The 24,824-nt window shown below is 71.8% G+C and carries 21 protein-coding genes; 2 read left to right on the forward strand and 19 right to left on the reverse strand.

Going from position 1 to position 24,824, the window contains the following annotated elements; genetic code table 11:
- Nucleotides 1-947: 947 nt before the first annotated feature.
- From ACFYO2_RS29270 to ACFYO2_RS29330, 13 genes are read right to left on the reverse strand one after another with little or no spacing between them, the layout of a single operon-like run.
- Complete coding sequence (locus tag ACFYO2_RS29270; protein ID WP_388355041.1) at nt 948-2,174, reverse strand: acyltransferase family protein; 1,227 nt, start codon at nt 2,172-2,174, stop codon at nt 948-950.
- A 35-nt stretch (nt 2,175-2,209) separates the two neighbouring features.
- Nucleotides 2,210-3,421 carry an LLM class flavin-dependent oxidoreductase gene (locus ACFYO2_RS29275; RefSeq protein WP_388355043.1) on the reverse strand — a complete coding sequence of 404 codons (1,212 nt, stop codon included), beginning with the start codon at nt 3,419-3,421 and terminating at the stop codon, nt 2,210-2,212.
- Nucleotides 3,418-4,779 carry an NtaA/DmoA family FMN-dependent monooxygenase gene (locus ACFYO2_RS29280; RefSeq protein ID WP_388355045.1) on the reverse strand — a complete coding sequence of 454 codons (1,362 nt, stop codon included), beginning with the start codon at nt 4,777-4,779 and terminating at the stop codon, nt 3,418-3,420. Before ACFYO2_RS29280 ends, ACFYO2_RS29275 begins: the two co-directional genes overlap by 4 nt.
- Nucleotides 4,780-4,791: 12 nt before the next feature.
- Nucleotides 4,792-5,694 carry a fumarylacetoacetate (FAA) hydrolase gene (locus ACFYO2_RS29285; RefSeq protein ID WP_388355046.1) on the reverse strand — a complete coding sequence of 301 codons (903 nt, stop codon included), beginning with the start codon at nt 5,692-5,694 and terminating at the stop codon, nt 4,792-4,794.
- A 44-nt stretch (nt 5,695-5,738) separates the two neighbouring features.
- Nucleotides 5,739-7,037: a pyridoxal phosphate-dependent aminotransferase gene (locus ACFYO2_RS29290; protein ID WP_388355048.1), complete on the reverse strand. Its 1,299-nt coding sequence runs from the start codon at nt 7,035-7,037 to the stop codon at nt 5,739-5,741.
- Nucleotides 7,038-7,073: 36 nt separating this feature from the next.
- Complete coding sequence (locus ACFYO2_RS29295; protein ID WP_388355050.1) at nt 7,074-8,801, reverse strand: AMP-binding protein; 1,728 nt, start codon at nt 8,799-8,801, stop codon at nt 7,074-7,076.
- Complete coding sequence (locus tag ACFYO2_RS29300) at nt 8,798-9,916, reverse strand: Glu/Leu/Phe/Val dehydrogenase dimerization domain-containing protein (protein WP_388355052.1); 1,119 nt, start codon at nt 9,914-9,916, stop codon at nt 8,798-8,800. Before ACFYO2_RS29300 ends, ACFYO2_RS29295 begins: the two co-directional genes overlap by 4 nt.
- A gap of 31 nt (nt 9,917-9,947) precedes the next feature.
- The gene (locus ACFYO2_RS29305) at nt 9,948-10,511 is read right to left on the reverse strand and encodes a type 1 glutamine amidotransferase (protein ID WP_388355054.1); all 564 of its coding nucleotides are present in this window, start codon (nt 10,509-10,511) and stop codon (nt 9,948-9,950) included.
- 11 nt (nt 10,512-10,522) lie between these two features.
- The gene (locus ACFYO2_RS29310; protein ID WP_388355055.1) at nt 10,523-11,326 is read right to left on the reverse strand and encodes an acetylglutamate kinase; all 804 of its coding nucleotides are present in this window, start codon (nt 11,324-11,326) and stop codon (nt 10,523-10,525) included.
- Nucleotides 11,323-12,378 (reverse strand): N-acetyl-gamma-glutamyl-phosphate reductase, encoded by a 1,056-nt coding sequence (gene argC / locus ACFYO2_RS29315; protein ID WP_388355057.1) that lies wholly within the window; start codon nt 12,376-12,378, stop codon nt 11,323-11,325. The genes ACFYO2_RS29310 and argC overlap by 4 nt, the downstream gene beginning before the upstream one ends.
- Nucleotides 12,375-13,226 (reverse strand): RimK family alpha-L-glutamate ligase, encoded by an 852-nt coding sequence (locus tag ACFYO2_RS29320; protein WP_388355152.1) that lies wholly within the window; start codon nt 13,224-13,226, stop codon nt 12,375-12,377. Before ACFYO2_RS29320 ends, argC begins: the two co-directional genes overlap by 4 nt.
- A 1-nt stretch (nt 13,227) precedes the next feature.
- Nucleotides 13,228-13,413, reverse strand: a complete 186-nt coding sequence (locus ACFYO2_RS29325) for a lysine biosynthesis protein LysW (protein ID WP_388355059.1) — start codon at nt 13,411-13,413, stop codon at nt 13,228-13,230.
- Nucleotides 13,414-13,466: 53 nt separating this feature from the next.
- Complete coding sequence (locus ACFYO2_RS29330) at nt 13,467-14,627, reverse strand: isopropylmalate synthase (protein WP_388355061.1); 1,161 nt, start codon at nt 14,625-14,627, stop codon at nt 13,467-13,469.
- Nucleotides 14,628-14,834: 207 nt separating this feature from the next.
- On the opposite strand from ACFYO2_RS29330, the gene ACFYO2_RS29335 reads away from it, so the two are divergent.
- A complete protein-coding gene (locus ACFYO2_RS29335) occupies nt 14,835-15,587 on the forward strand; it encodes an arylmalonate decarboxylase (RefSeq protein ID WP_388355063.1) in 753 nt (250 codons plus the stop codon).
- 86 nt (nt 15,588-15,673) lie between these two features.
- Here the strand turns inward: ACFYO2_RS29335 and ACFYO2_RS29340 are convergent, their stop codons facing one another.
- The 6 genes from ACFYO2_RS29340 to ACFYO2_RS29365 all read right to left on the reverse strand — a co-directional run bounded on the left by ACFYO2_RS29340 (nt 15,674) and on the right by ACFYO2_RS29365 (nt 21,195).
- The gene (locus tag ACFYO2_RS29340; protein WP_388355065.1) at nt 15,674-16,363 is read right to left on the reverse strand and encodes a response regulator transcription factor; all 690 of its coding nucleotides are present in this window, start codon (nt 16,361-16,363) and stop codon (nt 15,674-15,676) included.
- A 26-nt stretch (nt 16,364-16,389) separates the two neighbouring features.
- Entirely contained in the window at nt 16,390-17,592 is a 1,203-nt protein-coding gene (locus ACFYO2_RS29345) for a transposase (RefSeq protein WP_388355066.1), read from the reverse strand.
- A gap of 339 nt (nt 17,593-17,931) precedes the next feature.
- Nucleotides 17,932-18,738 carry an alpha/beta fold hydrolase gene (locus ACFYO2_RS29350; RefSeq protein ID WP_388355068.1) on the reverse strand — a complete coding sequence of 269 codons (807 nt, stop codon included), beginning with the start codon at nt 18,736-18,738 and terminating at the stop codon, nt 17,932-17,934.
- Nucleotides 18,739-18,786: 48 nt separating this feature from the next.
- Nucleotides 18,787-19,233, reverse strand: coding sequence for a MerR family transcriptional regulator (locus tag ACFYO2_RS29355; RefSeq protein WP_388355069.1), 447 nt, complete (start codon nt 19,231-19,233; stop codon nt 18,787-18,789).
- Between the two features lie 105 nt (nt 19,234-19,338).
- Nucleotides 19,339-20,583, reverse strand: coding sequence for an MFS transporter (locus ACFYO2_RS29360; protein WP_388355071.1), 1,245 nt, complete (start codon nt 20,581-20,583; stop codon nt 19,339-19,341).
- A 69-nt stretch (nt 20,584-20,652) separates the two neighbouring features.
- On the reverse strand, nt 20,653-21,195 hold the full coding sequence (locus ACFYO2_RS29365; protein WP_388355073.1) for an SDR family oxidoreductase: 543 nt from the start codon (nt 21,193-21,195) through the stop codon (nt 20,653-20,655).
- A gap of 245 nt (nt 21,196-21,440) precedes the next feature.
- Here ACFYO2_RS29365 and ACFYO2_RS29370 point away from each other — a divergent pair, with 245 nt between their 5' ends.
- Nucleotides 21,441-24,797, forward strand: coding sequence for a BTAD domain-containing putative transcriptional regulator (locus tag ACFYO2_RS29370; protein WP_388355075.1), 3,357 nt, complete (start codon nt 21,441-21,443; stop codon nt 24,795-24,797).
- Nucleotides 24,798-24,824: the final 27 nt, after the last annotated feature.

A 24,824-nucleotide genomic window follows, 5' to 3' on the forward strand; every position in this document is an offset into this window, starting at 1 on the left:
CGAGCTCCCGCCCCCGGAGGAGGCCGCACACGCCGCTGCCGTCTGGGCGAGTAAGGCCGGCCTTCTGCCTGATCCATCGGACCTCCTGGAGGTGTTCGCAGGAGGGCACCGATTTCGCGGAGGAGCCGTTCTTCCGGCTGCTGGATCTGCTGGGAAACGGGCCGGCTGAGCACTGAAGCCGTCGAGCAACCGCCGCGCACGCCAGGACCGAGTATCGGAACGCCAGCGAAGGAACCCACCCGTGCCCCCAGCGCCGAGCCCTGGCCCAGGCCGGCCGGCATCTACTCGCCAGGATCACCCACGGGTGTCTATGACGTCGCCCGTGGGTACGGACTGGCGGCCGCTGTCACGGGTGTCATCACGGGAGCTGTTGTTGGCGCGGGGAACATCCTGTCCAAAGGGCCGGCCTGCGTCCTCGGAGGCGCCTGCTGATGCGCCGGTGAGGTGAGCGACATGGACGTCTGCATTGCCCGTGACCTGTGGAGCTGCGACAACGCATGTGAGTAGGTGCCGAGATGCAGCATCGGGGGTCTCGGGTTCGAATTCTTGATCTCCTGATGGTTGGTCAGGTTGCGGAACCGTCGTCCGGGGGAGGGGAGCGCAAGGTCTTCGCCCTGGCTATGCGTGTGCCGGACGCTGGGTCCGTCTTCTGTTGAGATCCCATGAGTGCCGAGCTGAGCTGCCACGGGGAACAACGAGGTGCTACGGCGGAGCCCGTACTGCAGCCGGGACCGCCGGGCGGTCGCGGAGCCGGATGAGGAACGCGGCAACGGCCAGGGGCCGTTGCAGACGCATTCACGCTCGTACCGGCTGGCGACCGCGCGGAACTGCTCCCGCTGGCTGACCGGTCGGCGCTCTTGGTTCGCCATGTTCTGGAAGTCGTCGAGTACAGCACAGCGCAGCCGCAGGGTGGGTTCCTTGCCCGGGGAAGACCCCGGGACGGGCTCTCACCTGTGCCCATATGCGGCGATCGCGGGCTTCATGAAGCGGTTGACCGGGGCTTCGACATAACGTGACGACAGGATCGACATTGCTACGCACAGCGCGTAGAACGCGACGATCAGCAGGACGCCGGTGGCCGTTCCGTTGCCCCAGGGGTGCAGGTACTGCTGGCAGACCAGGATGAACGCCCACTGGTACATGTAGATCCCGAACGTGTACTTGCCGTAGGCCGACACGCGGGCGACCGCACGTGCGGCCCTGCCCTCCCGTGCGGCGGACGTGTCCGTGCCCCACCTGGACGCCTCCTTGGCCGCGAGGGCACCGATGAGCAGCACGATCGGCACGATCGTCAGGGCCGACATGGTGAGCAGGATCGGGGCCCACAGCTCCTCGACGACGACGGCGAGCACGAGGAGGGCGGTGGGCAGCAGGACGTTCCGCGTCCACCGGCCGCGCAGCACGAGGAGGCAGACCACCATGCCGCACAGCGCCTCGATGACGCGGGTGAGCGGGAAGACGTAGACCAGCCAGTACTTCCACTCCGAGACGCTGACGAGGTGGCCGCGCTCGGTGAACGCCGCGTTGGCGAACGTCGCACCGTCCGGCAGTGCCTGGAGGGCCACCGGCAGGAGCACCACGACAGCGACCAGGGAACCGAGGACCAGGAACAGGGCGCGGTCGGTTCTGCGGGACAGATACCGGTACGCCGCCGGGAACATCGCGTAGAGCACGAGTTCGGTCGACAGGGTCCAGGCGGGGGCGTTGGCCGCCCAGTAGACGGCGTGGTCGGGGAACCAGCCCTGCAGCAGGGTGAGCGTGGCGAACAGGCCCGAGCCCGCGAACATGGCGCCGAACGCGCACACCACCATGGCCCAGGTCAGGAAGTGCACGGGCAGGATGCGCAGCAGCCGCCGGGCCACGAAGCCGCGGTCCGGAGGCCGGTTCGCGGAGATCCAGGTCAGGATGAAGCCGCTGAGCACGATGAAGAACGACACCGCGTTGAACCCGGACGGATTGAAGATCCGGTAGTACACGTCCTGCACGTCCGGGTCCTTGAAGACCTTCTCGAAGGACAGGTGGGAGGCGAGGATGCAGAACGACGGCAGGAGACGGGCGGCCGCGATGTACGTGAGCTGTCTGGTCGTACGGGCCGGCTTCTCCGTGTCCTGCGCGGCTTCCCGCGGTGTCTGCTGGGGGACAAAGGGGGTCGAATGTAGAGAGTTGCTAACCACTGGTCCACCTTCCAACCCTCACATGGGTGTGAGGGTCAACTGGCTTCTGCGTAACGGCTGTCGGGGCGGGCCAACCCCAGGTGCCCGCGCAGCGTCGTGGCGTCGTACGCGGTGCGGAAGGCGCCGCGCCGCTGCAACTCGGGGACCAGGCCACGAGTGATCGCGGTGAGATCGTGCGGCAGGACGCCGGGGCGCAACCGGAAGCCGTCGAGGCCGGCGGTGCGCCAGTCGAGCAGCAGGTCGGCGAGGTCGCCGGGGGTGCCCGTGAAGATCTCGGCGTCCGAGGTGAGTGCGGCGCCGTCCAGGGCGTCCAGGCGGGCCTTGCGGCGGGCGGCGGCGCCCGGTTCGTCGTCCAGGAAGACGAGCAGTTCCGCGAACCGCTTCAGGGGGCGGGCACGTACGTCCCGGCCGACCGCCGTCACGGCCTCGTCGACCTGCGCGAGGACCGACTTCACGCCGGCACGGTCGTGCGGGGTGACGAGGACGACGTCACTGGCCCGCGCCGCGAACTCGTACGGCGTGGAGGCGTGCGCCAGGCTCACGACCAGGGGCTGGCCCTGCGGCGGGCGCGGGGTGATCGACGGGCCCTTGACCGTGAAGTGCGGGCCCTCGAAGTCGATGTGGTGGAGTCTGCCGCGGTCGATGAAGCGGCCCGTCGCCACGTCCCGTATCTCCGCGTCGTCCTCCCAGCTGTCCCACAGCCGCCGCGCCACCTCCACCACGTCGGCGGCCTCCGCGAACAGCGGCCGCAGTCGCGCCGCGATCAGCTCCGGGTCGCGTACGTCGTCATCGGTCAGCTGCGGAGTCGTACGGCGGCCGAAGTGGGCGGCGTCGGCGGCGCGCGCGGAGATCTGCGGACGCCAGCCCGCGCGGCCCTCGGCGGCGTGATCGAGGGTCGCGATGCCGATGGCCAGGTGGAACGGCTCGGTGTGCGTGACGTTCGTGGTGGGGACGAGGCCGATGTGTGTGGTCAGCGGGGCGAGGAGGGCCGCGAGCAGCACCGCGTCGAGATACCCCCTGACCTGGTCGACGCGGTCGTCCGGCCGGTGGAAGGCGGCGGACTGCGGGCCGAGGGCGTCCTCCAGGGTGACGAAGTCGACGAGGCCCCGCTCGGCCTCGGCGGCAAGGTCCGCCCAGTATCCGGCGGTGAACAGCTCGCCGGGCCGGGCGTCCTCGGCCCGCCAGGCCGCCGGATGCCAGCCCGCGCCGTCCAGGGCGACGGCGAGGTGCAGGGGGGTGCCGGTCACGCGTCCTCCTTCGCGGGTGTGCGGGGGCGGGGGCGCAGACCGAGGTGGTCCCGGAGTGTCGTCCCCGTGTAGTCCTCGCGGAAGGCGCCCCTCTCCTGAAGGAGCGGCACCACCCGGTCGACCAGGTCGTCGAGGCCGCCGGGCGTCAGATGCGGGACGAGGACGAAACCGTCGGCCCCGTCGGTCTGCACGAAGTGGTCGATGGTGTCGGCGACGGTGTGCGGGCTGCCGACGAAGGTCTGGCCGCCGTGGACCTCGATGACCAGCTCACGGATGCTCAGACCGCGCTCCTCGGCGAGCTCGCGCCACGTGCGCGCCGTCTCCGCACGGCCCTTGCGGAAGACCGAATGCCCCTTCAGGACCAGGGAGTCGGGCTCCGGGTCGATGTCCGGCAGCGGCCCGTCCGGGTCGTACGCCGACAGGTCGCGGCCCCACACCGCCTCCAGGTGGGCGATCGCGGTCTGCGGACTCACCTGGGCGCGGGTGATCTCGTCGGCGTACGCCGTGGCCTCCTCGTCGGTGTCGGCGACGACCACGGTGGCGGTGGGGATGACCTTCAGCTCGTCGGGGGTGCGGCCGTGCCGGGCCAGACGTCCCTTGACGTCCCGGTAGAAGGCGCGGGCCTCGTCGAGCCGGTTGTACTTGCTGAAGATGACGTCGGCGTCGGCCGCGGCGAACTCCCGGCCCGCGTCGGACTCCCCGGCCTGGATGACCACCGGGTGCCCCTGCGGGCCGCGCGGTGTGGTGAACCGTCCCGTGATGTCGAAGTGCCGTCCGCGGTGCGCGAACACACCGGCGCCGGAGCGGACGAACTCCCCGGCCCGCACGTCCGCGAGCACCGCGTCGTCCGCCCAGCTGTCCCACAACTGCCGTGCGGTGTGCAGGAACTCGGCGGCGCGGGTGTAGCGGTCGGCCTCCGCGAGGAAGCCGCCCCGGCGGAAGTTCTCGCCGGTGAACGCGTCGAAGCTGGTGACCACGTTCCAGGCCGCGCGGCCGCCGCTGAGATGGTCGAGGGTCGCGAGCCTGCGCGCCACCTCGTACGGCTCGTTGAAGGTGGCGTTGACGGTGGCGGCCAGCCCCAGCCGGGAGGTGACGGCGGCCAGCGATGCGAGCACCGTCAGGTTCTCCGGGCGGCCCACGACGTCGAGGTCGTAGAACTCGCCCTTGTGCTCGCGCAGCCGCAGTCCCTCGGCGAGGAAGAAGAAGTCGAACTTGCCGCGTTCGGCGGTCTGCGCGAGCCGTACGAAGGAGTCGATGGCGATCTGGCTCCGGGACCGCGGGTCCGACCACACGGTCACGTTGTGGATGCCGGGCAGCTGCGCCGCGAGGTGCAGCTGCTTTCGGGCGACGGCGGCCATGGAGCCCGCCTCTCAGGCGAGGGGAGTGGGGGAGACGTACCTGACCGCGTTGTCGAAGGCCACGCCGTGGCTCTTGACGTCGATGGCGATGCGGTCGCCGTCGGCGATGCGGAAACCGTCGTGGAAGCTGGCCTCGTCGGCGCCCAGGAGCACGTAGTTGACCAGTCCGGGCCGGCGCACCGCGGGGAACGAGAACAGGTGCTCCGCCATGTCCCGTATCCGGAAGTACAGGGCGTCGTCGCCGCAGTCGAAGTTGCCCTCCCAGGCGGTCGCGCCGTCCCGCTCGATGGTGACCCGGCCGGTCACGGTGGCCGGCGGTTCGCCGAGGAACAGCCAGGGCGCGAGGGCGGTGTCGCACAGTTTGCAGTACGGGTTGTAGCCGGGGTCCTGGCGGTGCAGGCCGATGTCGCACAGGTCGTTGCCGAAGGTGTAGCCCGCGTAGTGCGGGGTGCCGTCGGCGTCGTTGACGTAGACGAGGGCGACCTCGGGCTCCTCGATGAGGGCGACCGGGTTCGCGGGCACGTTCAGCGTCTCGCCCGGCAGCCGCACCCAATCGCCGAAGCCCTTGAAGAACCACTTGGGCGGTGTGAACTCGCCCTCCGGGGCGGTCTTTCCGCCCCACTTCTTCTTGTGGGTGCCCATGAACCCGCTCAGCAGCGCGTTCCCGGTGGCCGTCGGCAGCAGCGGCGGCAGAGGCCGCACCTCCGGGTCGCCGGCGGTGACGGTGACGGTCTCGGCGCCCTCGGTGACGGCGGCCCGGACCGCGTCCGCGGAGCCGTCGGTGGCGACGAAAGCCGCCGCGAGCTGTCCGTCGGCCACCCGGTAGAGGGTCTGCCGTGTCCCAGACTCGGGAAGGTCGAAGCCGACGTAGCGCTCGCCCTGGTAGAGGGCCTCGAAAAGGATCGGGTCAGACATGGGGAAGGTTCTCCTGAGGCTCGTGTGAATCGGGCTCGTGTGAATCAGGACGGGAGGGCGAGGGACGGGGCGGGCGTGCCGGTGAGGTCGGCCAGGACCGTGTCGACGCGATCCACCGCTTCCTGGATCCACGGCAGTTCGAGGGGGTCCGGTGCGGCGAGCGCGGTCCAGCGCCGCTCGTCGGTGTCGCCGTAGAGGCGGCTGGTGGCGGCCCGGATGCGCAGCGCGTGCCGGGACTCGCCGAAGGCGCTCGCGGGGAGCACGCCGAGGCCGTGGCGCTCGGTCAGGAAGCGGGCCAAGCCGTCGCCGTCGCGGACGCCGTGCATACGGGCCAGGCGGTTCCGCAGCGGCTCGAAGTCCGGGTAGAGGTAACTGGTCGCGCGGACCGGGGCCAGGGTCGCGCCGGCCAAGGCGAAGCGGTCGGCGACCGCCCGCACCACCGCCTCGTGCAGCCGGCGGCTCGCCGCGATGTGCTCGGTGATCTCCGGGGGCTCGCCGAAGGCGTACGCGGCCGCCGTCTGCACGGGGGCCGGCGGGCTCGACCAGATCTGGCTGGCGATCGAGACCAGTCGGTTGTGCAGGGTCCGCCCGAGGTCGCCGTCGGGCAGCCGGGCGACACCGGTGCGCCAGCCGCCGAGCGCCAGGTTCTTGGTCAGACCGGTCGTGACGACGGTGCGTTCGGGGGCGTGCAGGGCCGGGGACTCGGCGGGGGCGGAGGTGTCGTACACGAGGTCGCAGTAGATCTCGTCGGACACGATGACCAGGTCCAACTCCCGAGCTACGGTGGCCAGTCGGCGTACCGTGGCGGGTGAGGCGACGGTGCCGGTCGGATTGTCCGGCACCGTCACCACCACGGACCGCGGGTCCTGCCCGGCGGCGCGTGCCACGGTGACCGCCGCACGCAGCCGCTCCGGCTCCGGTACGCCGCCCTCGCCCGGCAGCGTCGGTACGGCGATGGGGCGGGCCCCGGCGAGCCGGGCCTGCGCGGCGTAGCTCACCCAGCTCGGCACGGGCACGACCACGTCGCCGCCGATGGCCAGCAGCAGCGCGAACAGCAGCGGCTTGCTGCCCGGACCGGCCACGACGAGCCCGGGGTCGGTACCGAGCCCGCGTCGCCCCCAGTAACCGGCGGCGGCTTCCCGTAGCGCCTCGCTGCCGGGCACGGGCCCGTACGCGTTCTCGTCCACCGCGGCGGCGAGCCGCTCCCGCAGGGCGGGGTGCACGGGCAGGCCGATCTCACCACTGGTCATCGACAGCACCTGCTCCCCGGCGCGACGCCGGCGGGCCATGGCCTCGTCGGCGGCGAGGGTCGCCGACATGGAGACCGGTGCGGGTTCGGGCATTTCAGGCTCCAACGGGGTGGGAGTGAGGGAGACGGGTCAGACCGACGGCACGGAGAACCGTTGCCGCAGCTCCGCCTTGCGGACCTTGCCGGTCAGCGTCTTGGGAAGCGCGGGCAGCAGCTCCAGACGGTCGGGCAGGAAGCGGGTGTCCTGGCCCGACTCCCGCAGAAGGGTGCGGATGTCGTCGAGGGACGGATCCGCGCCGCCCGCCGGGACCACCACCGCGCAGATCGCGGTCCCACCGGGGTGCGTCGCCGACGGCAGGCCCACCACCGCGGCCTCGACCGCCTTCGGATGGCTGCCGATCAGGGCCTCCAACTCCGTCATGGGCGCCACCAGGCCGTCGCGGACGATCGCGTCGCGGGCCCGGCCGATGATGCGGATGCCGCCCCGGCCGTCGTCCCGCGCGAGGTCCCCGGTGTCGAACCAGCCGTCCGCGCCCAGCTCCGCCGCGAACGCCTGCTCGCGCCGGTAGTAGCCGAGCGCGAGCGACGCGCCGCGCACCTTCAGCCGGCCCACGAAGTCGCTTTCGCCGTCGATACCGTGGGGGTCCCCCCGTTCGAGCGAAGCCGAGAGTGGGAGAGGGTCGATACGGGTCTCCATGGCGTCGATGGCACGGCCGTTGCTGTGCGCCGCCCAGTCGGCGGGATCCGCGGGCCGCGTCATGGTCACCGGTCCGTTCTCCGACATCCCCCACAGGGAGTGGGCGCGGGCGCCCAGGGCGTCGTGGACCTCGTCCGCCAGCTCCGCGAGGACCGGCGCGGAGCCGATCACCACGTGCCGCAGCGAAGCCGTGTCCCGCTTCTCGGCCCGCTGAGAGGCGGCCACGTCGGCGAGCGTGGCGGGTGGCCCGTACAGCAGCGTGGCGCCGTAGCGCTCCACCAGGTCCAGCAGTGCCTCGTTCTTGCGGATGTCCTGGAAGGCCACCGTGCCACCGAGCATGACGCCCGCGAGGACGCCCTGCGCGAAGCCCGAGTAGTGGACGAGCGGTGTGGACACCGCGGCCACCCAGTCGTCGCCGAGCCCGAAGGCGTCCACATAGCCGCGTACGGCCGAGTGGACGGTGTTCTGGCTGTGCAGTACGCCCTTGGACTCGCCCGTGGTACCGGAGGTGAACAGGACGACGAACGGCTCGTCGGCCGTGAGCGCCAGACCGTCCAGCTCGTCGGCCAGGTGTTCCTCGCGGGCCGCGGCCACGAAGTGGTCGTGGAACGACAGCGCGCCCTCGAGGGCCGGCCCGTCCACCACCACCACATGATCCAGGGCGGGGAGTTCGTCCTTGAGCTTGGTGACGATCTCCGCGAGCGGGGTGCCCGACCAGTCGGGCAGCGTGACGCACACCCGCGCCTCGGTGAGGCCGAGGCGGTGGCGCAGCTCCTCCTCGGGGCAGATCGGCGAGATCGGACAGATGACCGCGCCGACCCGCAGGGAGGCGAACATCAGCGCCACCATCTCCCACCGGTTGGGGAGCTGAACGGCGACGAAGTCGCCACGCCGCACGCCGAGTTCGAGCAGGGCCAGCGCGAACCGGTCGGTGAGGCGGGCCAGTTCGGCGTAGTCGAGGGTGTCGGTGCGGGACTCGGCGATCCGGCGGCCCGCGATGGCGAGCTTGTGCGGCCGGGTCCGCGCCTGGCGGTGCAGGTCGTCGAGGAAGGTCTCGTCCCGCCACCAGCCCCGGCGCCGGTACTCGGCCGCCCGCTCCTCGCCGGACAGGTCCGCCAGGTCGGCGTGCGCGGCCGGGACCGTGGTGGCCGCCGCGCTCATCCGCGCTCCTTCCCGCGGACGTGGAGCAGCTCGGGCAGCGGGTCGCCCGGACGGCTGGCGGCGATCTCCACCAGGTCCCGGGTGTTGCGGCGCACACAGTCGCCGACCCAGTCGAAGACCCATGCCTTACGGGCCTCGGCCTCCAGGTCGAAGGGCACGACCCGGGTGACGGCCAGGGCGGCCGAGCCGGCCCCGCCGATGTTGGCGATCACGCCCGGGACCAGGAAGGCGCCCGAGGCCCGTATCTTCTCCCGTGCCTCGGCGGTGGAGGCGATGTTGGCGCCCTCGACCACCAGGTCGGCCCGCAGCCGGTGCGCGTTGTCCGCGTTCAGCGCGTGTTTCTGCGCTGCCAGGACCAGCAGGTCGGCGTCGACGTCCAGCCAGGTGTCCGGCTCGGTGGAGACGGTGACGTGCTGCGGCAGCCGGGAGCGGTCGATACGCCCGAACTCGTCGGTGACGGCGACCAGATCGGCCACCGGCAGCCGTTCGGCGCTGATGGTGCCTTCCACGTCGGCGACGCCCACGATCACATGCCCGCGGTCCTCCAGGAACCGCGCGACCGCCCGGCCCACCGCGCCGAAGCCCTGCACCACGACCCGGGCCGGCCCGCTGCGGCCGCTCGCCTCCAGGGCGGTGACCGCGGCGATGCCGACACCGTGACCGGTGCAGTCGATCAGCGGCTCGTAGTAGGTGCGCCAGTCGATCGGCATGTCCGGGGCGCCCAGCCGGTAGCGGGGGTCATAGCCGGCCTCGGCGAAGAACACGGCCCGGTCGGCCGGGGTGACGCCCATGTCGATGCCGAGGTGGATACCGCCGTGCAGCAGCGGCTTCACGGTGCGGCCGAAGGTACGGAACGTCTCCTCGCGGTCGGTGCCGTCGGAGACGATGCCGCCCTTGGCGCCGCCGATGGGCAGACCGGCCAGCGTGAACTTCTGGGTCATGTCACGGGCGAGGCCGGCCACCTCCTCCTCGGTGACCCCGGGCGTCATCCGCACACCGCCCATGGCCAAGCCGTCGTACAGCGTGTCGACGACCACCCAGCCCTTGAGCGCGCCGCCGCTGCCGTTCAGGTGGACCGAGAACGCGGGGTCCTGCGGGGTTTCCAGATCACTCATTGCCAAGTCCTCGAGTACGTAGGTGCGAATGTCACTGGTAGAGCTGGGCGAAGCCGCGCAGGATCTCCAGGCCGTCGCTGCGGAACTCCAGATGCGCCTGGGCGCCGTAGACGCGGCCGTCGTCGGAGCGCAGGAACTCCACGGGCGCGTGCTCGGAGCGGCCGATGGAGTGGAAGCCCTCGGGGGCCTCCTGGAGATAGAGGGTGTGTCGGTGGAAGACGGTCACCGTCGGCTTGACGTAGGTGAAGAGCGGCTCGGACTTGTCGACCTGCACCTCGTAACCGCCGACCCGTTGCGGCCCCTCGGCGAGCCGGCCGCCGGCCGCGACGGCGAGGGCCTGCATACCGCCGCAGATCCCGAAGACCGGGACGTCGGCGCCCATCACGAGATCCACGAGCGGCTTGTAGTGGTCGCGGTCGTAGGCCCGCACCTTGGTGCCGCTCAGGACGACCGCCTGGTAGCGTCCGTCGAGCCGGGCGGGCACGGACGCTGTGTCGACCGCGTCGGTGTCCGAGCCCAGCTCCTCGAACCGCTTGCGGAGCTGCTTCAGCGACAGTGTTCCGTTGTTGACGACGAGTACACGGGGTTTCGCCACGTGCTTGCTCCTCAGGTGCGTGTGATGACGGTGCCGGTGCGGGCGGCGAGCAGGTCCGTGACGGCCGCGCTGCCGATGACGACGTGCTCCACCCCCGCGTCCAGGGCCTCGCCGGCGGCCCGCAGCTTCTTGCGCATGCCGCCGGTGGCGCCCTTGTCGCGGAAGGCGGCCGCGGCCTTCGCGGTGATCCGGCGCACCGGCTCCCCGTCGATCAGCAGATGGGCGACATCGGTGACGAGCACCAGGTGCTCGGCGCCGGTGGCACCGGCGATCGCGGCGGCGGCCCGGTCGGCGTCGGTGTTGACCTCCTGGCCCGCCGCGTTCCTGGCCAGCGGGGTGACGAGGTAGGCGTGGCCCGGCTGGAGGTTCTTCAGCGTCGACGGGTCCACCCCGGTGATCGGGCCGACGAGGTTCTCCAGCTCGACGAGCTGCTTGTCCCGCCACCACCAGCGCTCGCCCTCACCCGCGGCGACCAGTCCGTCGCTGCCGACCAGCCGTTCCGCGGTGATGCCGCGCTGTTCGAGGCGGTCGAGGACGTCCTCGCCCAGCCGGGCGCTGACGGTCTTGATGTCGGCGATGACCTCGGGGGTGGTCCAGCGGCTCTGGTTGCCGTAGCGGTCGCGCAGGATCGCCGACGGCTCGCTGTAGCGGGCACGGAGCTGCTTCAGCGGCTTGGACCAGCCGTGCACCAGGACCAGCGGCCGGTCCCGGCCGTGCCGGGCGAGGTCGTCCCACCAGTCGCCGGCGAGGTCGTCCAGGCAACTGCCGCCCAGTTTCACCACGGTGGGCGTGCTCACGGGTGTCGTCTCGCTCATGCGGGCATCACCGGCTGCATCGTCAGGCCCGTCTCCTCGGGCAGACCGAAGCGGATGTTGGCGGCCTGAACGGCCTGCCCCGCCGCACCCTTGACCAGGTTGTCGAGGGCGGCGAGCACGACGACGCGGTCGCCCTCCTCGTCGTGCAGGACCGTCACATCGCAGTAGTTGGAACCCAGGACGGCCTGCGGGTCCGGCACCGGGATCAGCGTCTCGGCGTGCCGGCGCACCCGCACGAAACGGTGCCCCTTGTAGAAGCGCACATACGCCCGCTGCAGCTCGCGCTGGTCGACGGCGTCGTCCGTGAAGACGTACGAGCTGGTCAGCAGCCCGCGCACGTGCGAGACGCCGTACGCCGACATGGTCAGCGAGCCGACCGCGCCGGGCTTGCTGCGCTCCAGGAAGTCGCCGACTTCGGCGGCGTGCCGGTGCCCGGTCGGGGAGTACGGAGCGATGGCGCCGCTGCGGAACGGGTGCAGGTCGGGGGTGCGCAGCTGAAGCCCGCCGCCGCTGGAGCCGCTCTTGCCGTCCACCACCACGGTCTTCAGGTCGAGGCCGAGGCCGACGGTGAGCGGCGCGAGGCCCAGGGTGATCGCGGTGGCGTAGCAGCCGGGCAGCGAGATGAGTGCCGCGTCCGTCAACTGGTCGCCGATCAGCTCCGGTACGCCGTACACGAAGCGGTCGGCGAGGTCGGTACGCCGCTTGACCTTCGGGTACCAGCGGTCGTGCAGCTCCGGGGTGCGGATGCGGAAGGCGCCGCTGAGGTCCACGACGGCCGGCACCCGGTCCGCGAGGAGCGCGGCCAGCTCCGCGGACACCGGTGCCGGGGTGGCCAGGAAGACGACGTCGACCTGGTCGGCGATCTCCTCGGTGACCGGCTGCACCGTCAGGCCCAGGTCGAGGCGGAGGCCCGGGTGCAGTTCGGACGGGCGGCGGCCGATATTCGAGGAGCCGCCGAGGAAGGTCAGCTCCAGATCGGGATGCTGGGTGATCAGTCGGATGAGATCGCCGCCGGCGAGCCCGGAGGCGCCGACGACTCCTGCGCGGATCATGCGATCAGCTCCTGGACGTAGCGGGCGACGGCCGACGGGATGTCCGCCCCGGTCGCCGAGGCCACCGCCCGGAAACCGGGGGCGTGGTTGACCTCGTTGACGACATAGCCGTCGGGGGTGCCGAAGAGGTCGACTCCGTAGATGCCGGGGCCGAGTTCGCCCACCACACCGTCGATGATCTTCAGTACGTCGGGATCGTGGGCGACGGCGCGGCTGCTGTTGCCGAGCGCCGCGTTGTTGCGCCAGTCGGTGCCGCCGGAGGCGAACTCGGCGGCGCCGACCAGCTCGTGCCCGACGACCAGGCAGCGCACCGAGGTGCCGCCGCCCAGGTACGGCTCGACCAGGCAGGCCTGCTCGAAGGCGTGCCCGAGGTCCTCGACGTAGTCGTACACGGACTGGGCGGTGTCGGCGTCCCGGATCAGCGTGACCCGCTTGCCCATCCCGCCGTAGACCGGCTTGAGGACCAGCGGCAGTTCCAGCTCCTCGAGGGCCTTGGTGAAGTCCTTGCGGGACAGCGCGAGCCGGTACTCCGGCACGGGCACGCCCGCGGTGCGCAGCACGGTGCGCAGGACCGCCTTGTTCTCACAGGCGTGCACCGCCCTGGCCGAGTTGAGGACCGGCACTCCGGCCGCCTCGGCGAGGGTGGCTATCAGGCCGCCGCGGGTGTAGCTGCGGCTGCGCAGCAGCAGCGCGTCGTAGTCACGCACGGACGGCGCGTCGGGGTGCCCGAGGCACAGGGACTCGTCGTTGACCCACTCGATGTGCAGGCCGAACTCCGGTGCGGCCTTGATCAGCTCACGTTCCTCCCAGCTGATCCGGTCCGCGACGAGAGCGACGTTGCGGGGCATCTCACTGCCCCCAGTCACGCAGCTGCACCTCGACCATCTGCAGGGTCAGCCGGCCGTCCTGGACGCCTTCGACGCGCAGCGTGAGCATGCACTCGGGGCACGAGAGGGTCTCGCCCCGGTCGATCGGCGGCACGGTCAGGTCGGTCTCGCACTCGGGGCAGACGCCGTTGAGGGTGGCGGTGGGCATGGGTGAACTCCTTTTTCCTCAGGGAATCCGTAGGGGAGGGGGGGAAGGTGCGGTCAGGCGGCCTGGAAGTCGATGGCGGCCTTGCGGATGGCGTCCCGGTCGAGCAGCGGGGCCCCGCCGAGCTCCTGCCGCTGCACCAGCCACGGCGTGAACGCGTCGACGTCGACGAAGACACCCGATCCGTCCAGCGCCCACTTGACGAGGGCGGTGGTGAGACGGCTGCGGACGTGCAACTCTCGCCTGTTGCCGACGAGTTCGGCGGGCAGCGTCTCGTACGCCTCAGGATGGTTCAGCTGACCCGGCAGCTCGTACGCGAAGGCGTGCGGTGTGGTGGGCCCCGACTGGAACGCCTCGCCCAGGCCGGCGCCCTTGAGCGCGACCCGTGACAGCTCGGTGAGGTGGGTCAGGTCGAAGCGGGTGTCGCCGTGGATGACGCGCAGCGAGGTGAGCAGCTCCGCCAGCGGCGCGTTGCCGCCGCGCTCGCCGATGCCGCCGACGGTCGCCGAGATCCACCGCGCTCCCGCTCGCACGGCGGCGAGGGAGTTGGCGACGGCCATGCCGAGCATGTTGTGCGAGTGGATCTCGATCTCGGAGCCGTCGATCGCGGTGAGGTCGGCGATCACGTTCTCCATCTGCCAGGGCGACAGATAGGCGACGGTTTCCGCGAGCCGGAACCGGTCGGCCCCGGCTTCGAAGCCCGCGGTGACATAGGGGACGAGCCGTTTCTTCGGGGTTCGGGCGCCGTCCTCGCCGCTGAACGTGACGTGGAAGCCGCGCTCCTTGGCCTGGATGATCGCCGAACGGGCCAGCGTCTGGAGGAACTTGGGGCTGGGCGAGCCGAGCTTCAGCTTGGCGTGCTGCTCCGAGGTGGGGATGGAGTACATGATGTGCCGCACGCCCAGCCGCTCGGCCTCGTCGAGGGCCTTCGCGACCTGCTGGCGGTCCCGCACCACGACGAGCGTCATGCTGCGCTCGGGGCTGACCGCCTCGTGCGTGGCGAGCACGAGATCGGCGTCCTTCGAGCCGGGGCCGGACACCATGCCGACCTCGACCAGGTCGACGCCGGTCCGCACCAGCAGGCGGGCGATGGTGGCGGCGTCCTTCGGGCCGAACTCGACGCCGGCCATGTGGGCGGAATCCCGCAAAGTCGCGTCGGAAATATGGGGCTGTGCCGACAGTGCCGGTATTTCCTCGGGAATTTCTTCTGTGGTCATTGCCTTCCACTCCTCATGGGTTCGGCGGGCCGTGGTTCATACGTTTTCCCGAACTCCAGGGCAGAACAAGGGGATTCGGGTCAGGGCTGTGTAGGGGAGTGTCAAGAAGTGTCAAGTAGGAAAGGAAGTGCAAGACCGATGTCCGGCCGGGGTCATTTCGCGCACAGAGGTCTGCCGTTGCCGTGATGCACGTCCTACGGTGTTGGCATGGACCTTTTCTCACTGCCCAGGCTCGGAGTCGTCGTCCCACCGGAGAACCCCACGGCGGAACCGGAGTTCAACCATTTCGTCGGCGCCGGAATGAATGTGTACACCGCGCGTTTCCCGGTGACTCCCGGAGCGGGGCTCAGGGACATGCTGGAGACGTACAACCGCGTGCTCCCCGACACCCTCGGCGACTTCGGCGGGATGCGCCTGGACGCATCCGTCGTGGCGTGCAGCGCCTCGCACTACCTGCTGAACCCGGACGGCGACCGCTCGCTGTGCGAGGAGCTGTCGGAGCGCGTCGGCCATCCCGTACGGTCCTCGACGCAGGCGATCCTCGCGGTGTGCGAGGCGCTCGGCGTGACCCGGCTGACACTGGTCTCGCCCTATCAGCCGTGGCTCACCGACACCTCCCGCGCCTTCTGGGAGCGGGCCGGGCTCAAGGTCGACGACGTCGTCCTCGTCCCGGCCGGGTGCAACCCCGACGGCGGCGAGCACTTCGACCCGTACGAGGTCACCACCCGGGAGATCCTCCGGCGCATACGGGAGCGCCGGATCCCCGACGACGCCGCGCTGCTGTTCACCGGCACCGGCATGGGCACCCTCGCCGCGCTCACCGAACTCGCCCGCGAGGACGCCGTCCGCCCCCTGCTGTCCTCGAACCTGGCGTCCGCCTGGTGGGCCCGGCGGACGGTGCGGGCCGACACCGGTGCCGCCCATCCTCTGCTGCGGCGGCTGGACGAGCAGGCGGCATGAGACGGCGGAGGGCCCCGGGCGACGTACGGCCCGGGGCCCTCGGCATGTCCGACACCGCGGGTCGGTCCACTCTCCTGGACGGGCGTTCAGTCCACGATCGCCTCCGGCAACCGGCCGGCGTGGCCGATGCGGTAGCCGACACCGCGGACCGTGATGATCCATCCGCTGGATCCCAGTTTCGCCCGCAGACTGCTCACATGCGTGTCGATGGTTCGGCTGGTGTGTGACCAGTTGCTGCCCCAGACCTTCGCCATCAACTCCTTACGGGACACCACGTTCTCCGGATTGGCGGCCAGGGTGTAAAGCAGCTCGAATTCCTTCGACGTGACATCCACGAGCCGGTCACGTATGCGTACTTCCCGGGTACGGGGATCGATGTGGAGCGGGCGCAGGGAAATGGTCTCGGAAATGGTCGAGCGGGGTCGGGTACGGCGTAGGACCGCTTCGATGCGGGCTCCGATTTCCCGGAACCCCCAGCTTTTCGCGACACAGTCGTCCGCTCCCGCCTTGAGGGCGAGGACCCGTTCCAGTTCCTCGTCGAGCCGGGTGAAGGCGATCATGGGGATATCGCTCTCGGCCCGTAAGGACTGGCACACTTCCAGTCCGTCGATGTCGGGCAGTTCCAGGGAGAGCAGGACGAGATCGGCGTCGCGGTACAGGCGCAGTGCCCGCGCGCCCGTGTCGACGCTGAGTGCGGTGTGTCCCTGCCGGCGCAGATCGCGCACCATGGCTTCGGCGGTGGAGACGTCCTGTTCCACCACGAGTACGTTGCTCACGTGGGGGCCTTCCTCTTCGCGTCGCGTCAGCTCGCGGCTTCGGCCGGTGCGGCGGGCGCCGGGGCCAGGGGGGCGAGGGACGGCCGGTCGGAAAGATGCCGGAAGGCGTACGCGGCCGAGGCCATGGTCATGTGGTGGTGCCAGCCGGGGAAGGAACGGCCCTCGAAGTCGAGCACGCCGAAGCGTTCCTGAAGTACGGCGACGGCGGTCCCGACGGCGGCGCGGCTGCACACCGGCGCCATGACGTCCTCCACGGACCGGTCCGTGAGGCTGGTGATCCAGTACCGGGCGGGTCGGCGTCCGTCCGTGGCGGGGCGCTGGAGGACGCGGTATCTGACCGAGCCGTCGTCCCGGCCGGTGCTGCGCCGTGGCAGGCGTACCGTCCCGGCGTAGGTGTGGATCGGGATCGCCACGGTCGCGCCGTCCGCGGTCTGACGCGTGATCGCCTGCTGCTGACGGGGGTACCGGCCCTCCATCAGCTCGCCCACGGTGAGCAACGTGGGGAAGCGGTCCCCGGAGAACAGGACCTGGCCCGGGTCGACCTCGCAGACGATGTCGAGCCGCTGTCGGGCGAGCCCCGCCAGTACGCCGGTGGCGTCGTCGCACCGCGTCAGATCGAGCACCCAGGGCACATCGGGCAGCCGCGGCTGGGCGACGACCCCGGCGGCGAAGTCGAGGACATGGCCGCCGACGGGGCGCGCGGTCTCGGCCTCCGGGACGCGGGCCCGGAGTCTGCGCCGCCGGTCCCGGCCCCAGGCCTCGTCCAGCACCAGGCTCCAGTCCACGGGGAAGCAGTGGCTGCCCGCCGCCAGGAAGAGCCCGACCGCCCGCTGGCAGTTGACGGTGAGTCCGGTCACCGGATCCAGGCGGCGGTGCACGCCCACCGAGTGCTCGCCGCGCTTGGGGATGATGAGTTCCGCGACGGTCCAGGCGTACGGCGTGGTGCTCGCGGCGACCCGCAGGGCGAGCCGGCGGCGCACCGGCTCCCAGTCCCAGGGGCTCGCGTTGATGAACTGGTGCAGGCCCTGCGCCGCGGCCGGTGGCAGTGCCTCGGCCCGTGCCATCCGCAGCGGGGTCTTGCGGCCGGTTGCGTGTATCAGGCCCCGTAGATACGTCCGGGCCCAACGGCGTTGTTCCGCCCGGTGAAGCGGCCTGAAGATCTCCTCGAGGAACGTCTGTCCGCGCGCCCCCTCGCTCCTGTCAGCCGCTCGTATCTCTCCTGACGACATCTGACGTCACGCCCCCTTGTCGTAGATCGCTCACGCCCAGATAGGTGTACGAACCATCCTCGCGGGCACAAAAATACCGTCTCGAAGGAAAAATTCACGGGCTGATCGGCTACTTCGCGACTTCGCGTGCTGACCAGCGGGAAAAAGCGGCCCGGGAGATGTGACGAGAGGCACACAGGCGACAACCGGCCTGCGCAGAGGGGCGGTTGAAGCGCGGTAAGAGGGCTCGTTCGCAGCGTCAACGGTTCGTGAACAACGGGACGGTGGCCGCCGAAGGCCGGGGGATGTACCTTCGGCGGCCGGCCAGAGGCCCGTCGACCGGTGGAGTCGAGGGGCGTGTCAGCGGCTCGCGTCGGCCGCCAGGGTGTCCAGCCAGTCGCCCACCAGGCCCTGGACGACGGCGGGCCGGTCGAGATGGACGTTGTGGCCGGCGCCGTCCACCGCCGCGTACGTCATGCGCGGATAGTGCTCCAGCAGTTCCCACTGGTCCCGCCAGCCCACCAGATGGTCCTGCCGCCCCGTCACCAGCAGATGCGGCCCGGTGTGCGTGCCGAACCGTGCCTCCGGGGTCTCGGTCAGCATGTACGCCTTCAGCAGCGCGGCCGCGTCCTCACGGTGATGGGCGCGGATCCCGGGCAGCACATGGTCGCGAAACGCGTTCCAGCCGCTCTCGTCCTGGTGCACGGCGATCGACGCGAACACCTCGCGGTCCGCCGGGTCGAGGGACGCCAGCAGCGCCTCGTCACGCGTGAGCACCTCACGCTCCGGCAGCACCCGCTCGCTGCTCGGCTTGACCAACGGAGCGAGGAGGGCCGTGCCGAGGATCTGCGCGCCGCGCTCGGCGACGACATGCCGGGCGAGCTGACCGCCGTAGGAGATCCCCACGACGGCGAAGGGCTCGTCGCCGATGACCTTGTCGACGAACCGCAGTACCGCCTCGCCCATGGCCTCGGCGGTGACCGGGCCGGACAGCCGCGGCGAGCGCCCCGAGCCCGGCAGGTCGACGTACAGCCGACGCCAGCCCTCCCGCTCGGCGAAGACGGGTTCGAGGGGCAGCAGAAGCCGGTGGTCGATGGTGTAACCGTGCAGCAGCAGTACGGGGGTGCCGGCGCCGAACTCGACATGGTGGAGCAGTTGTTCTGTCATGGGTCCACGCTCCAACGGTGACACTGGTGTGAGGGTCAAGCCCACAGGTCAGGCCGCGGTCGGGGGTGCCGTGCGGCGGGCCGGGCAGGGGTGTTCGGCGAGGGCCGGATCCTGGTTCGCCGGTTCCGGGCGGTGCTCGTGCACGCGTACGGCGTCGATGTACTCGGCCATGGCGTCGCGGTCGCGGATCAGGGAGCGGATGCGTTCCGTCATACGGTCGCGCTGACGCTCCAGGGTGGCGATGATCTCCGGTGACGGGTTGGGGAAGTGGATGACACGGGGCTGGTGCAGACACGGCAGGATCCGCCGGATGATGCGGGTGGGCAGACCGGCGTCCAGCAGACCGCGGATCTGCAACACCCGGTCCACGTACCGCTCGTCGTAGGAGCGGTAGCCGTTCGGGGAGCGCTCGGAGAAGATCAGGCCCTGCTCCTCGTAGTACCGCAGCAGTCTGCGGGAGGTGTTGGTGCGCTCCGACAGTTCACCGATGCGCATGGGAGTTCCTTTCTCGAAGGGCGGCACCCGGATCTTGCGGGGACGGCACCCGGACGGCCCCCGAACCCCCCGTGACGGCGGGACGTTCGAGGGCCGTGCGCCGTGCTACGCGCTGGGCCGCTTCGCGGGGAAGCCGTGGCTGCGGGCGAGGACGGCGACCCCGAGCACCGGCAGCAGGAGCAGCAGCATGGTCCAGGGGAAGGAGTCGCTGCCGATCGCGTCGAGCAGGATGCCGCCGAGGATGCCGCCGCCCGCCATGGCGACGTTCCACAGCGTGACGAGCATCGCCTGGGCCGCGTCGGCGGAGTCCCCGCCGGCGTCGCCCGCGGCGGTCTGCAGCAGCGTGGGCACACCGCCCCAACCGAGGCCCCACAGCAGGGCGGCGACGTACACCAGGGCGGTGTTGTCGGAGAGCACCGCCAGCAGTGCCGCGGACACGGCGACCAGTAGGGCGCTGGCGATGGTCAGCGCACGCAGCCGGCGGTGGATCTGGGCGCCCACGATCCAGATGCTGGCCAGCGACGCGGCACCGAACACCAGCAGCACCAGGTCGGTGCTGCCGCCCATGCCCAGGTCCTTGAGGAAGGTGGCGACGTACGCATACAGGATGGTGTGCGCCAGGACGAAGACCAGCGTGACGAACAGGACCGGGGCCACACCCGGGACCCGCAGCGCACCCAGCATCTTCGGGCGTTCACCGCGCTCCTGCCCCGGGTAGTCCGGTACGGCGGCGACGATCCACAGCAGCAGCACGACGGTGAGCCCCGTCATCGCCAGGAACGCCGTGCGCCAGCCCAGCGTCTCGCCGAGGAAGGTGCCTGCCGGCACGCCGAGCGACAGCGCCACCGGAATACCCGCCATGGCGACGGCGATCGCCTTGCCCTGCAACGGGACGGGCGCCATGCGCCGCGCGTACCCGGCGAGCAGGGCCCAGGCCAGACCGGCGGCCACACCCGCGACGAACCGCGCCACCATCGTCACGCCGTAGACCGACGACACGGCCGTGACGGTGTTGGCCACGGCGAAGCCCGCCATGGCGGTCAGCAGCAGCAACTTGCGCCGCCACGCCGAGGTGGCCGCGGTCAGCGGGATCGCGGTCAGCGCGGTGCCGATCGCATAGATCGTCACCGTCTGGCCGGTCGCCGACGCGCTCACATGCAGGTCGTCGCTCATCGCGGGGAGCAGGCCCGCCGGGAGCGTCTCGGTGAGGCTCGTGATGAAGACCGCCGTGGCGAGAGCCAGCAGGGCGAACAGCGGAAGCTTCTGCCGCTCCTCGCTCCCGCCCTTGCCATCGGGCGCGGCTCGGCTGTCCTTTCCGGGGGCGGTGGTGGTGTCTGGTGAGGTGCTCATGTGGTGATCTCCGGATGTTCGGGGACGGGGTGGATCGCGTAGGGCGCCGTGGGTCGTTCGGACGGCCGGCTACGGGTGGCCGAGGCCGCCGTCGACCGGGAGTCGGGCGCCCGTCGTGAACGTGGCGTCGGTGGCGAGGAAGAGTGCGGCACGCGCCACCTCCTCGGCGGAGCCGAGCCGGCCCAGCGGAGGCAGGGGTGCCGCGCCGCCGGCCGGCGCCTCGATACAGCTTGGTGCCACGGCGTTCACGCGGATGCCGCGGGCGATGAGCTCGGCGGCGAGCGCACGCACGGAGGCCGGGGTCGGGGCAGGAGCGGTGAGCACGACCGCGCCGTGGTCCACGAGGTACGGCAGCAGTGGACGCGCCGTCGGTACGGCGTCGGCGAACACGAGGTCGATGCCGCCGACGGGCCCGAGAGCGGCCTCGACGGCGTCCGGCGCGACCACGCGCGCCGCGGAGCCCAACTCGACGCCCGCGTGGTGCCGCTCCTGCGCGGTACGCGCGGTCAGCAGCACCTCCGCGCCGCCCTCCACGAGCCGCTTGGCGATGGCCAGCCCGATCCCGGTGGCCTGCCCGACGACCACGGCCCTTCTGCCCGCGTACCTGGCCATGCCTACCGCTCCCTCCTCATGGCGCCGCTGCCGGACGCGCCGCGGCACCCGACGGCAACGACTGTGCGCGGCGGCGCTTCGGAGGGACTTCGGGGCCGCTGACGGTCCACTGACGGTGGCCGCCCGGGCCGCCCCGTTGGGGGGCGGTTCGTGTGGGCGGTTCCGGGGTGGGGGCTGGACTCGGTCTGCCGTTCCGGTGGCGATCGGACATGGCCCGCCGTCCCGGGACCTGTACGGTTGCACGCATGCGGTTTGGGGTGCTCGGGCCACTTGTGGTGTGGGACGACGAGGGGGAGACGGTCACGGTCCCCGAACTCAAGGTCCGGGCCCTGCTCGCGGATCTGCTCGCGCACGACGGGAAGCCGGTCTCCGCCGACCGCCTCGTCCACGACCTGTGGGGCGATGCGCCGCCCGGCAAGCCGAGCGGCGCGCTCCAGGCCAAGGTCTCCCAGTTGCGCCGGGTGCTCGGCCGGGACCGCGTCGTACGGCAGGCACCGGGCTACCGCCTGCGGCTCGACCCCACGGCCGACGAGGTGGACGCCGACCGCTTCCACGCGCTCGTCGCCGAGGCCCGCCCCGTCCGCGACCCCCGCGCCAGGAACGCGCTGCTCACCAAGGCCCTCGACCTGTGGCGGGGACCGGCCTACGCCGACTTCGCGGACGAGGAGTTCGTACGGGGGGCCTCGCGGCGCCTCACCGAGCAGTGGCTGTCCGTGCTGGAGGAGCAGGCGGAGGCCCGCCTGGAGGCGGGGGACCACGTCCTGCTCGCCGGCGAACTGGCCGACCTGGTGGCCCGGCACCCCCTGCGGGAACGCCTGCGCGCCCTCCAGATACGGGCGCTCTACCTGGCCGGCCGCCAGAACGAGGCCCTCGCCTCGTACGAGGCCCTGCGCGCCCACCTCGCCGAAGAACTCGGCGTGGACCCCAGCCCCGCCCTCGGCGCCCTCCACCAGGCGGTGCTGCGCCAGGACCCGGAGCTGGGGCAGACGTTCACCACCACGCCGCCCACGGCGGCCGATCCGGCGGCGACGGCACCCCGCACGACCCCGATGGCCCCCGGCACGTCAGCGCCCGCGTCCGGCGCCACTCCGGCCACGCTCGCGACAACCCCGACCGTCGCCCCGGTGATCCCGAGTCCCCCCACCAGAACCCCCCACTCGAACCTCCCCGCCCCCCTCACTCCCCTCATCGGCCGCACCGACGCCCTGACCCGACTCTCCCAACTCCTCGACTCCGCCCGCCTGGTGACCCTCACCGGGCCCGGCGGTGTCGGCAAGACGCGCCTCGCCGTGGCTGCGGCCGCCTCGGCGACGGCGGAGGAACTCCCCGACGGCGTCTGGCTCGTGGAGTTCTCCGGGGTCCGGGCCAGTACCGCCGCCGACCTCGCCCAGGTCGTCGCCTCCGCACTCGGCATCCGCGACGACGCCCCGTCCGCGCTGCCGGGCACCGGAGCGCCGTCCCCGTCCCCGGCTCACCGCCTCGCCGCCGTCCTGCGGGACCGCCGGACCCTGCTCGTCCTGGACAACTGCGAGCACGTCGTCGACGCCGCCGCTGAACTCACCGAGCTGCTGCTGCGCACCGCCCCCGGACTGCGGGCCCTGGTGACCAGCCAGGAACCGCTCGGCCTCACGGGCGAGGCCGTGTTCCTCGTGGAACCGCTCCACAACGACGACGCCGTACGGCTGTTCACCGAGCGGGCCGCCGCCTCCGCCCCCGGCTTCCCCGGCGACCCGGACGCCGCCGACCCGGCCGACCGGGCCGCCGTCGCCGAGATCTGCCGCCGACTGGACGGCATCCCGCTCGCCCTGGAGCTGGCCGCGACCCGGGTACGCGCCTTGGGGGTGCGGGAGCTGGCGGACCGGCTTGGTGACCGGTTCCGGATCCTGACCGCCGGGAAGCGGGGTGCGCCCGCCCGGCAGCAGACCCTGCGGGCGATGATCGACTGGAGCTGGGAGCTGCTCAGCGCGCCGGAACGCATCGTGCTGCGCCGTCTCGCCGTGCACAGCGACGGCTGCGACCTGGCCGCCGCCGAAGCGGTGTGCGCGGGCGACGGCGTGGCCCGCGAGGAGGTGCTCGACCTCGTCACGCGGCTCGTCGACCGGTCCTTCGTGGTCGTCGTCGAGGGCCCGGTCGGGCCCCGCTACCGGCTTCTGGAGTCCGTCGCCGCGTACGCCACGGAGCGGTTGGACGAGATGCAGGACCTCACCGCCGTACGCGATCGCCATCTGCGCCACTACCTCGCGCTCGCCGAACGCGCCGAGTCCCGGCTGCGCTGTGCGGGGCAGCGCTCCTGGCTCGCCCGCCTGGACGCGGAGACGGGCAATCTGCGGGCCGCGCTCGACGAGGCGGTGCGCCGCGCCGCCGCCGGGCAGGCCGACGAGGCCGTACGACTGGCCACCGCCCTGTCCTGGTGGTGGCTGCTGCGCGGCCGGCTCACCGAAGCGCGCCGCAGACTGTCGGCCGTCCTGGCCGTTGCTTCCGAGGTCCCCGAACTCGCCCTGCTGCACGCCGCGTTCGCGCTCCTGACCGGCGACCACGCCGAGGCGGCGACCGCCGCGACGGCCGACGCCGTCCCCGACCCGGTACGCCGGGCCCGGGCCCTCTGGCTGTGTGCGTACGGCCTGTTCAGCGCGGGCGAGGTGACCGCCGGCGCCGAGCTGAACGCGCGGGCGCTGGACCTCTTCGACGGTGCGGGCGAGCAGTGGGGCACCGCCGCCGCGCTCGGCCTGCGCGCCACCCTCGCCCTGGTCCACGGCGACCTCGACGCGCTCGGCCGGGACGGGCGGCGCAGCGCCGAGCTCTTCGGTGAGGTGGGCGACCGATGGGGCGAGTTGCAGACGGTGTCGCCGCTCGCCGCGCTCGCCGAGATCAAGGGCGAGTACGACGAGGCGGCCCGCCTTCAGCGGGAAGGGCTGCGGCTGGCGCGGGAACTGGGCCTGGAGGCCGAGGTGTCGGCGCGGCTGTCCGGGCTCGGCCGGCTCGAACTGCTGGCCCGTCAGTGGGAGCAGGCGCGCAGTCTGCACGAGCAGGCACGTCGTATCGCCGCCGAGCAGGGCTACAAGTACGGCGAGATCCACTCCGAGATGGGCCTCGCTCTCGGCGCGCGCCGCTCCGGCGACCTCGACGCCGCCGAGGCCCACCTGCTGCACATCCGCGACGGCTTCGCCGACGTCTCCTCGGAGGCGGGCGACCATCTGCTGCTGGCCGAGCTCGGCTTCATCGCCGAACTACGCGGTGACGCCGACCAGTGCGTGCGCCATCACCTGCGCGGACTGGACGTCGCCCGCTCCCTCGGCGAGCCGCGCGCGCTCGCCCTGTCCCTGGAGGGCCTCGCGGGAGCGGCGGCCCTGCGGGCCTGCGCGTCTGCCGCCGGGTGCGCGGCGCTGCTGCTCGGAGCGGCGGACGCGGCCCGCCGAGAGGTGGGCGCCCCGCTGCCGCCCGCCGAGCGCGGTGACGTCGACCGCGTCACGGCGGCCGCACAGGCGGTGCTGGGTGGGGCGGCCTTCACGGAGGCGTTCGAGCGCGGGGCGCGGCTCACCGTGGAGGAAGCGGTGTGCCGGGCGCGTACGACGCTCGACTGGGACGGTGACCAGGCCGGTTGAGGACCGGCCTGCGGGTGCGTGTCTTCG

The sequence above is a fragment of the Streptomyces sp. NPDC006602 genome, from assembly GCF_042870385.1.
Lineage (GTDB): Bacteria > Actinomycetota > Actinomycetes > Streptomycetales > Streptomycetaceae > Streptomyces.

Excerpts from the sequence above, each read along its gene's own strand:
- ACFYO2_RS29345 (WP_388355066.1), bottom strand. The coding sequence starts at position 17,592 with ATGTCGTCAGGAGAGATACGAGCGGCTGACAGGAGCGAGGGGGCGCGC.
- ACFYO2_RS29295 (WP_388355050.1), bottom strand. The coding sequence starts at position 8,801 with ATGAGCGCGGCGGCCACCACGGTCCCGGCCGCGCACGCCGACCTGGCG.
- ACFYO2_RS29335 (WP_388355063.1), top strand. The coding sequence starts at position 14,835 with ATGGACCTTTTCTCACTGCCCAGGCTCGGAGTCGTCGTCCCACCGGAG.
- ACFYO2_RS29365 (WP_388355073.1), bottom strand. The coding sequence starts at position 21,195 with ATGGCCAGGTACGCGGGCAGAAGGGCCGTGGTCGTCGGGCAGGCCACC.
- ACFYO2_RS29310 (WP_388355055.1), bottom strand. The coding sequence starts at position 11,326 with ATGAGCGAGACGACACCCGTGAGCACGCCCACCGTGGTGAAACTGGGC.
- ACFYO2_RS29290 (WP_388355048.1), bottom strand. The coding sequence starts at position 7,037 with ATGCCCGAACCCGCACCGGTCTCCATGTCGGCGACCCTCGCCGCCGAC.
- ACFYO2_RS29370 (WP_388355075.1), top strand. The coding sequence starts at position 21,441 with ATGCGGTTTGGGGTGCTCGGGCCACTTGTGGTGTGGGACGACGAGGGG.
- ACFYO2_RS29360 (WP_388355071.1), bottom strand. The coding sequence starts at position 20,583 with ATGAGCACCTCACCAGACACCACCACCGCCCCCGGAAAGGACAGCCGA.
- ACFYO2_RS29330 (WP_388355061.1), bottom strand. The coding sequence starts at position 14,627 with ATGACCACAGAAGAAATTCCCGAGGAAATACCGGCACTGTCGGCACAG.
- ACFYO2_RS29285 (WP_388355046.1), bottom strand. The coding sequence starts at position 5,694 with ATGTCTGACCCGATCCTTTTCGAGGCCCTCTACCAGGGCGAGCGCTAC.
- ACFYO2_RS29325 (WP_388355059.1), bottom strand. The coding sequence starts at position 13,413 with ATGCCCACCGCCACCCTCAACGGCGTCTGCCCCGAGTGCGAGACCGAC.
- ACFYO2_RS29280 (WP_388355045.1), bottom strand. The coding sequence starts at position 4,779 with ATGGCCGCCGTCGCCCGAAAGCAGCTGCACCTCGCGGCGCAGCTGCCC.
- ACFYO2_RS29355 (WP_388355069.1), bottom strand. The coding sequence starts at position 19,233 with ATGCGCATCGGTGAACTGTCGGAGCGCACCAACACCTCCCGCAGACTG.
- ACFYO2_RS29300 (WP_388355052.1), bottom strand. The coding sequence starts at position 9,916 with ATGAGTGATCTGGAAACCCCGCAGGACCCCGCGTTCTCGGTCCACCTG.
- argC (WP_388355057.1), bottom strand. The coding sequence starts at position 12,378 with ATGATCCGCGCAGGAGTCGTCGGCGCCTCCGGGCTCGCCGGCGGCGAT.
- ACFYO2_RS29320 (WP_388355152.1), bottom strand. The coding sequence starts at position 13,226 with ATGCCCCGCAACGTCGCTCTCGTCGCGGACCGGATCAGCTGGGAGGAA.
- ACFYO2_RS29350 (WP_388355068.1), bottom strand. The coding sequence starts at position 18,738 with ATGACAGAACAACTGCTCCACCATGTCGAGTTCGGCGCCGGCACCCCC.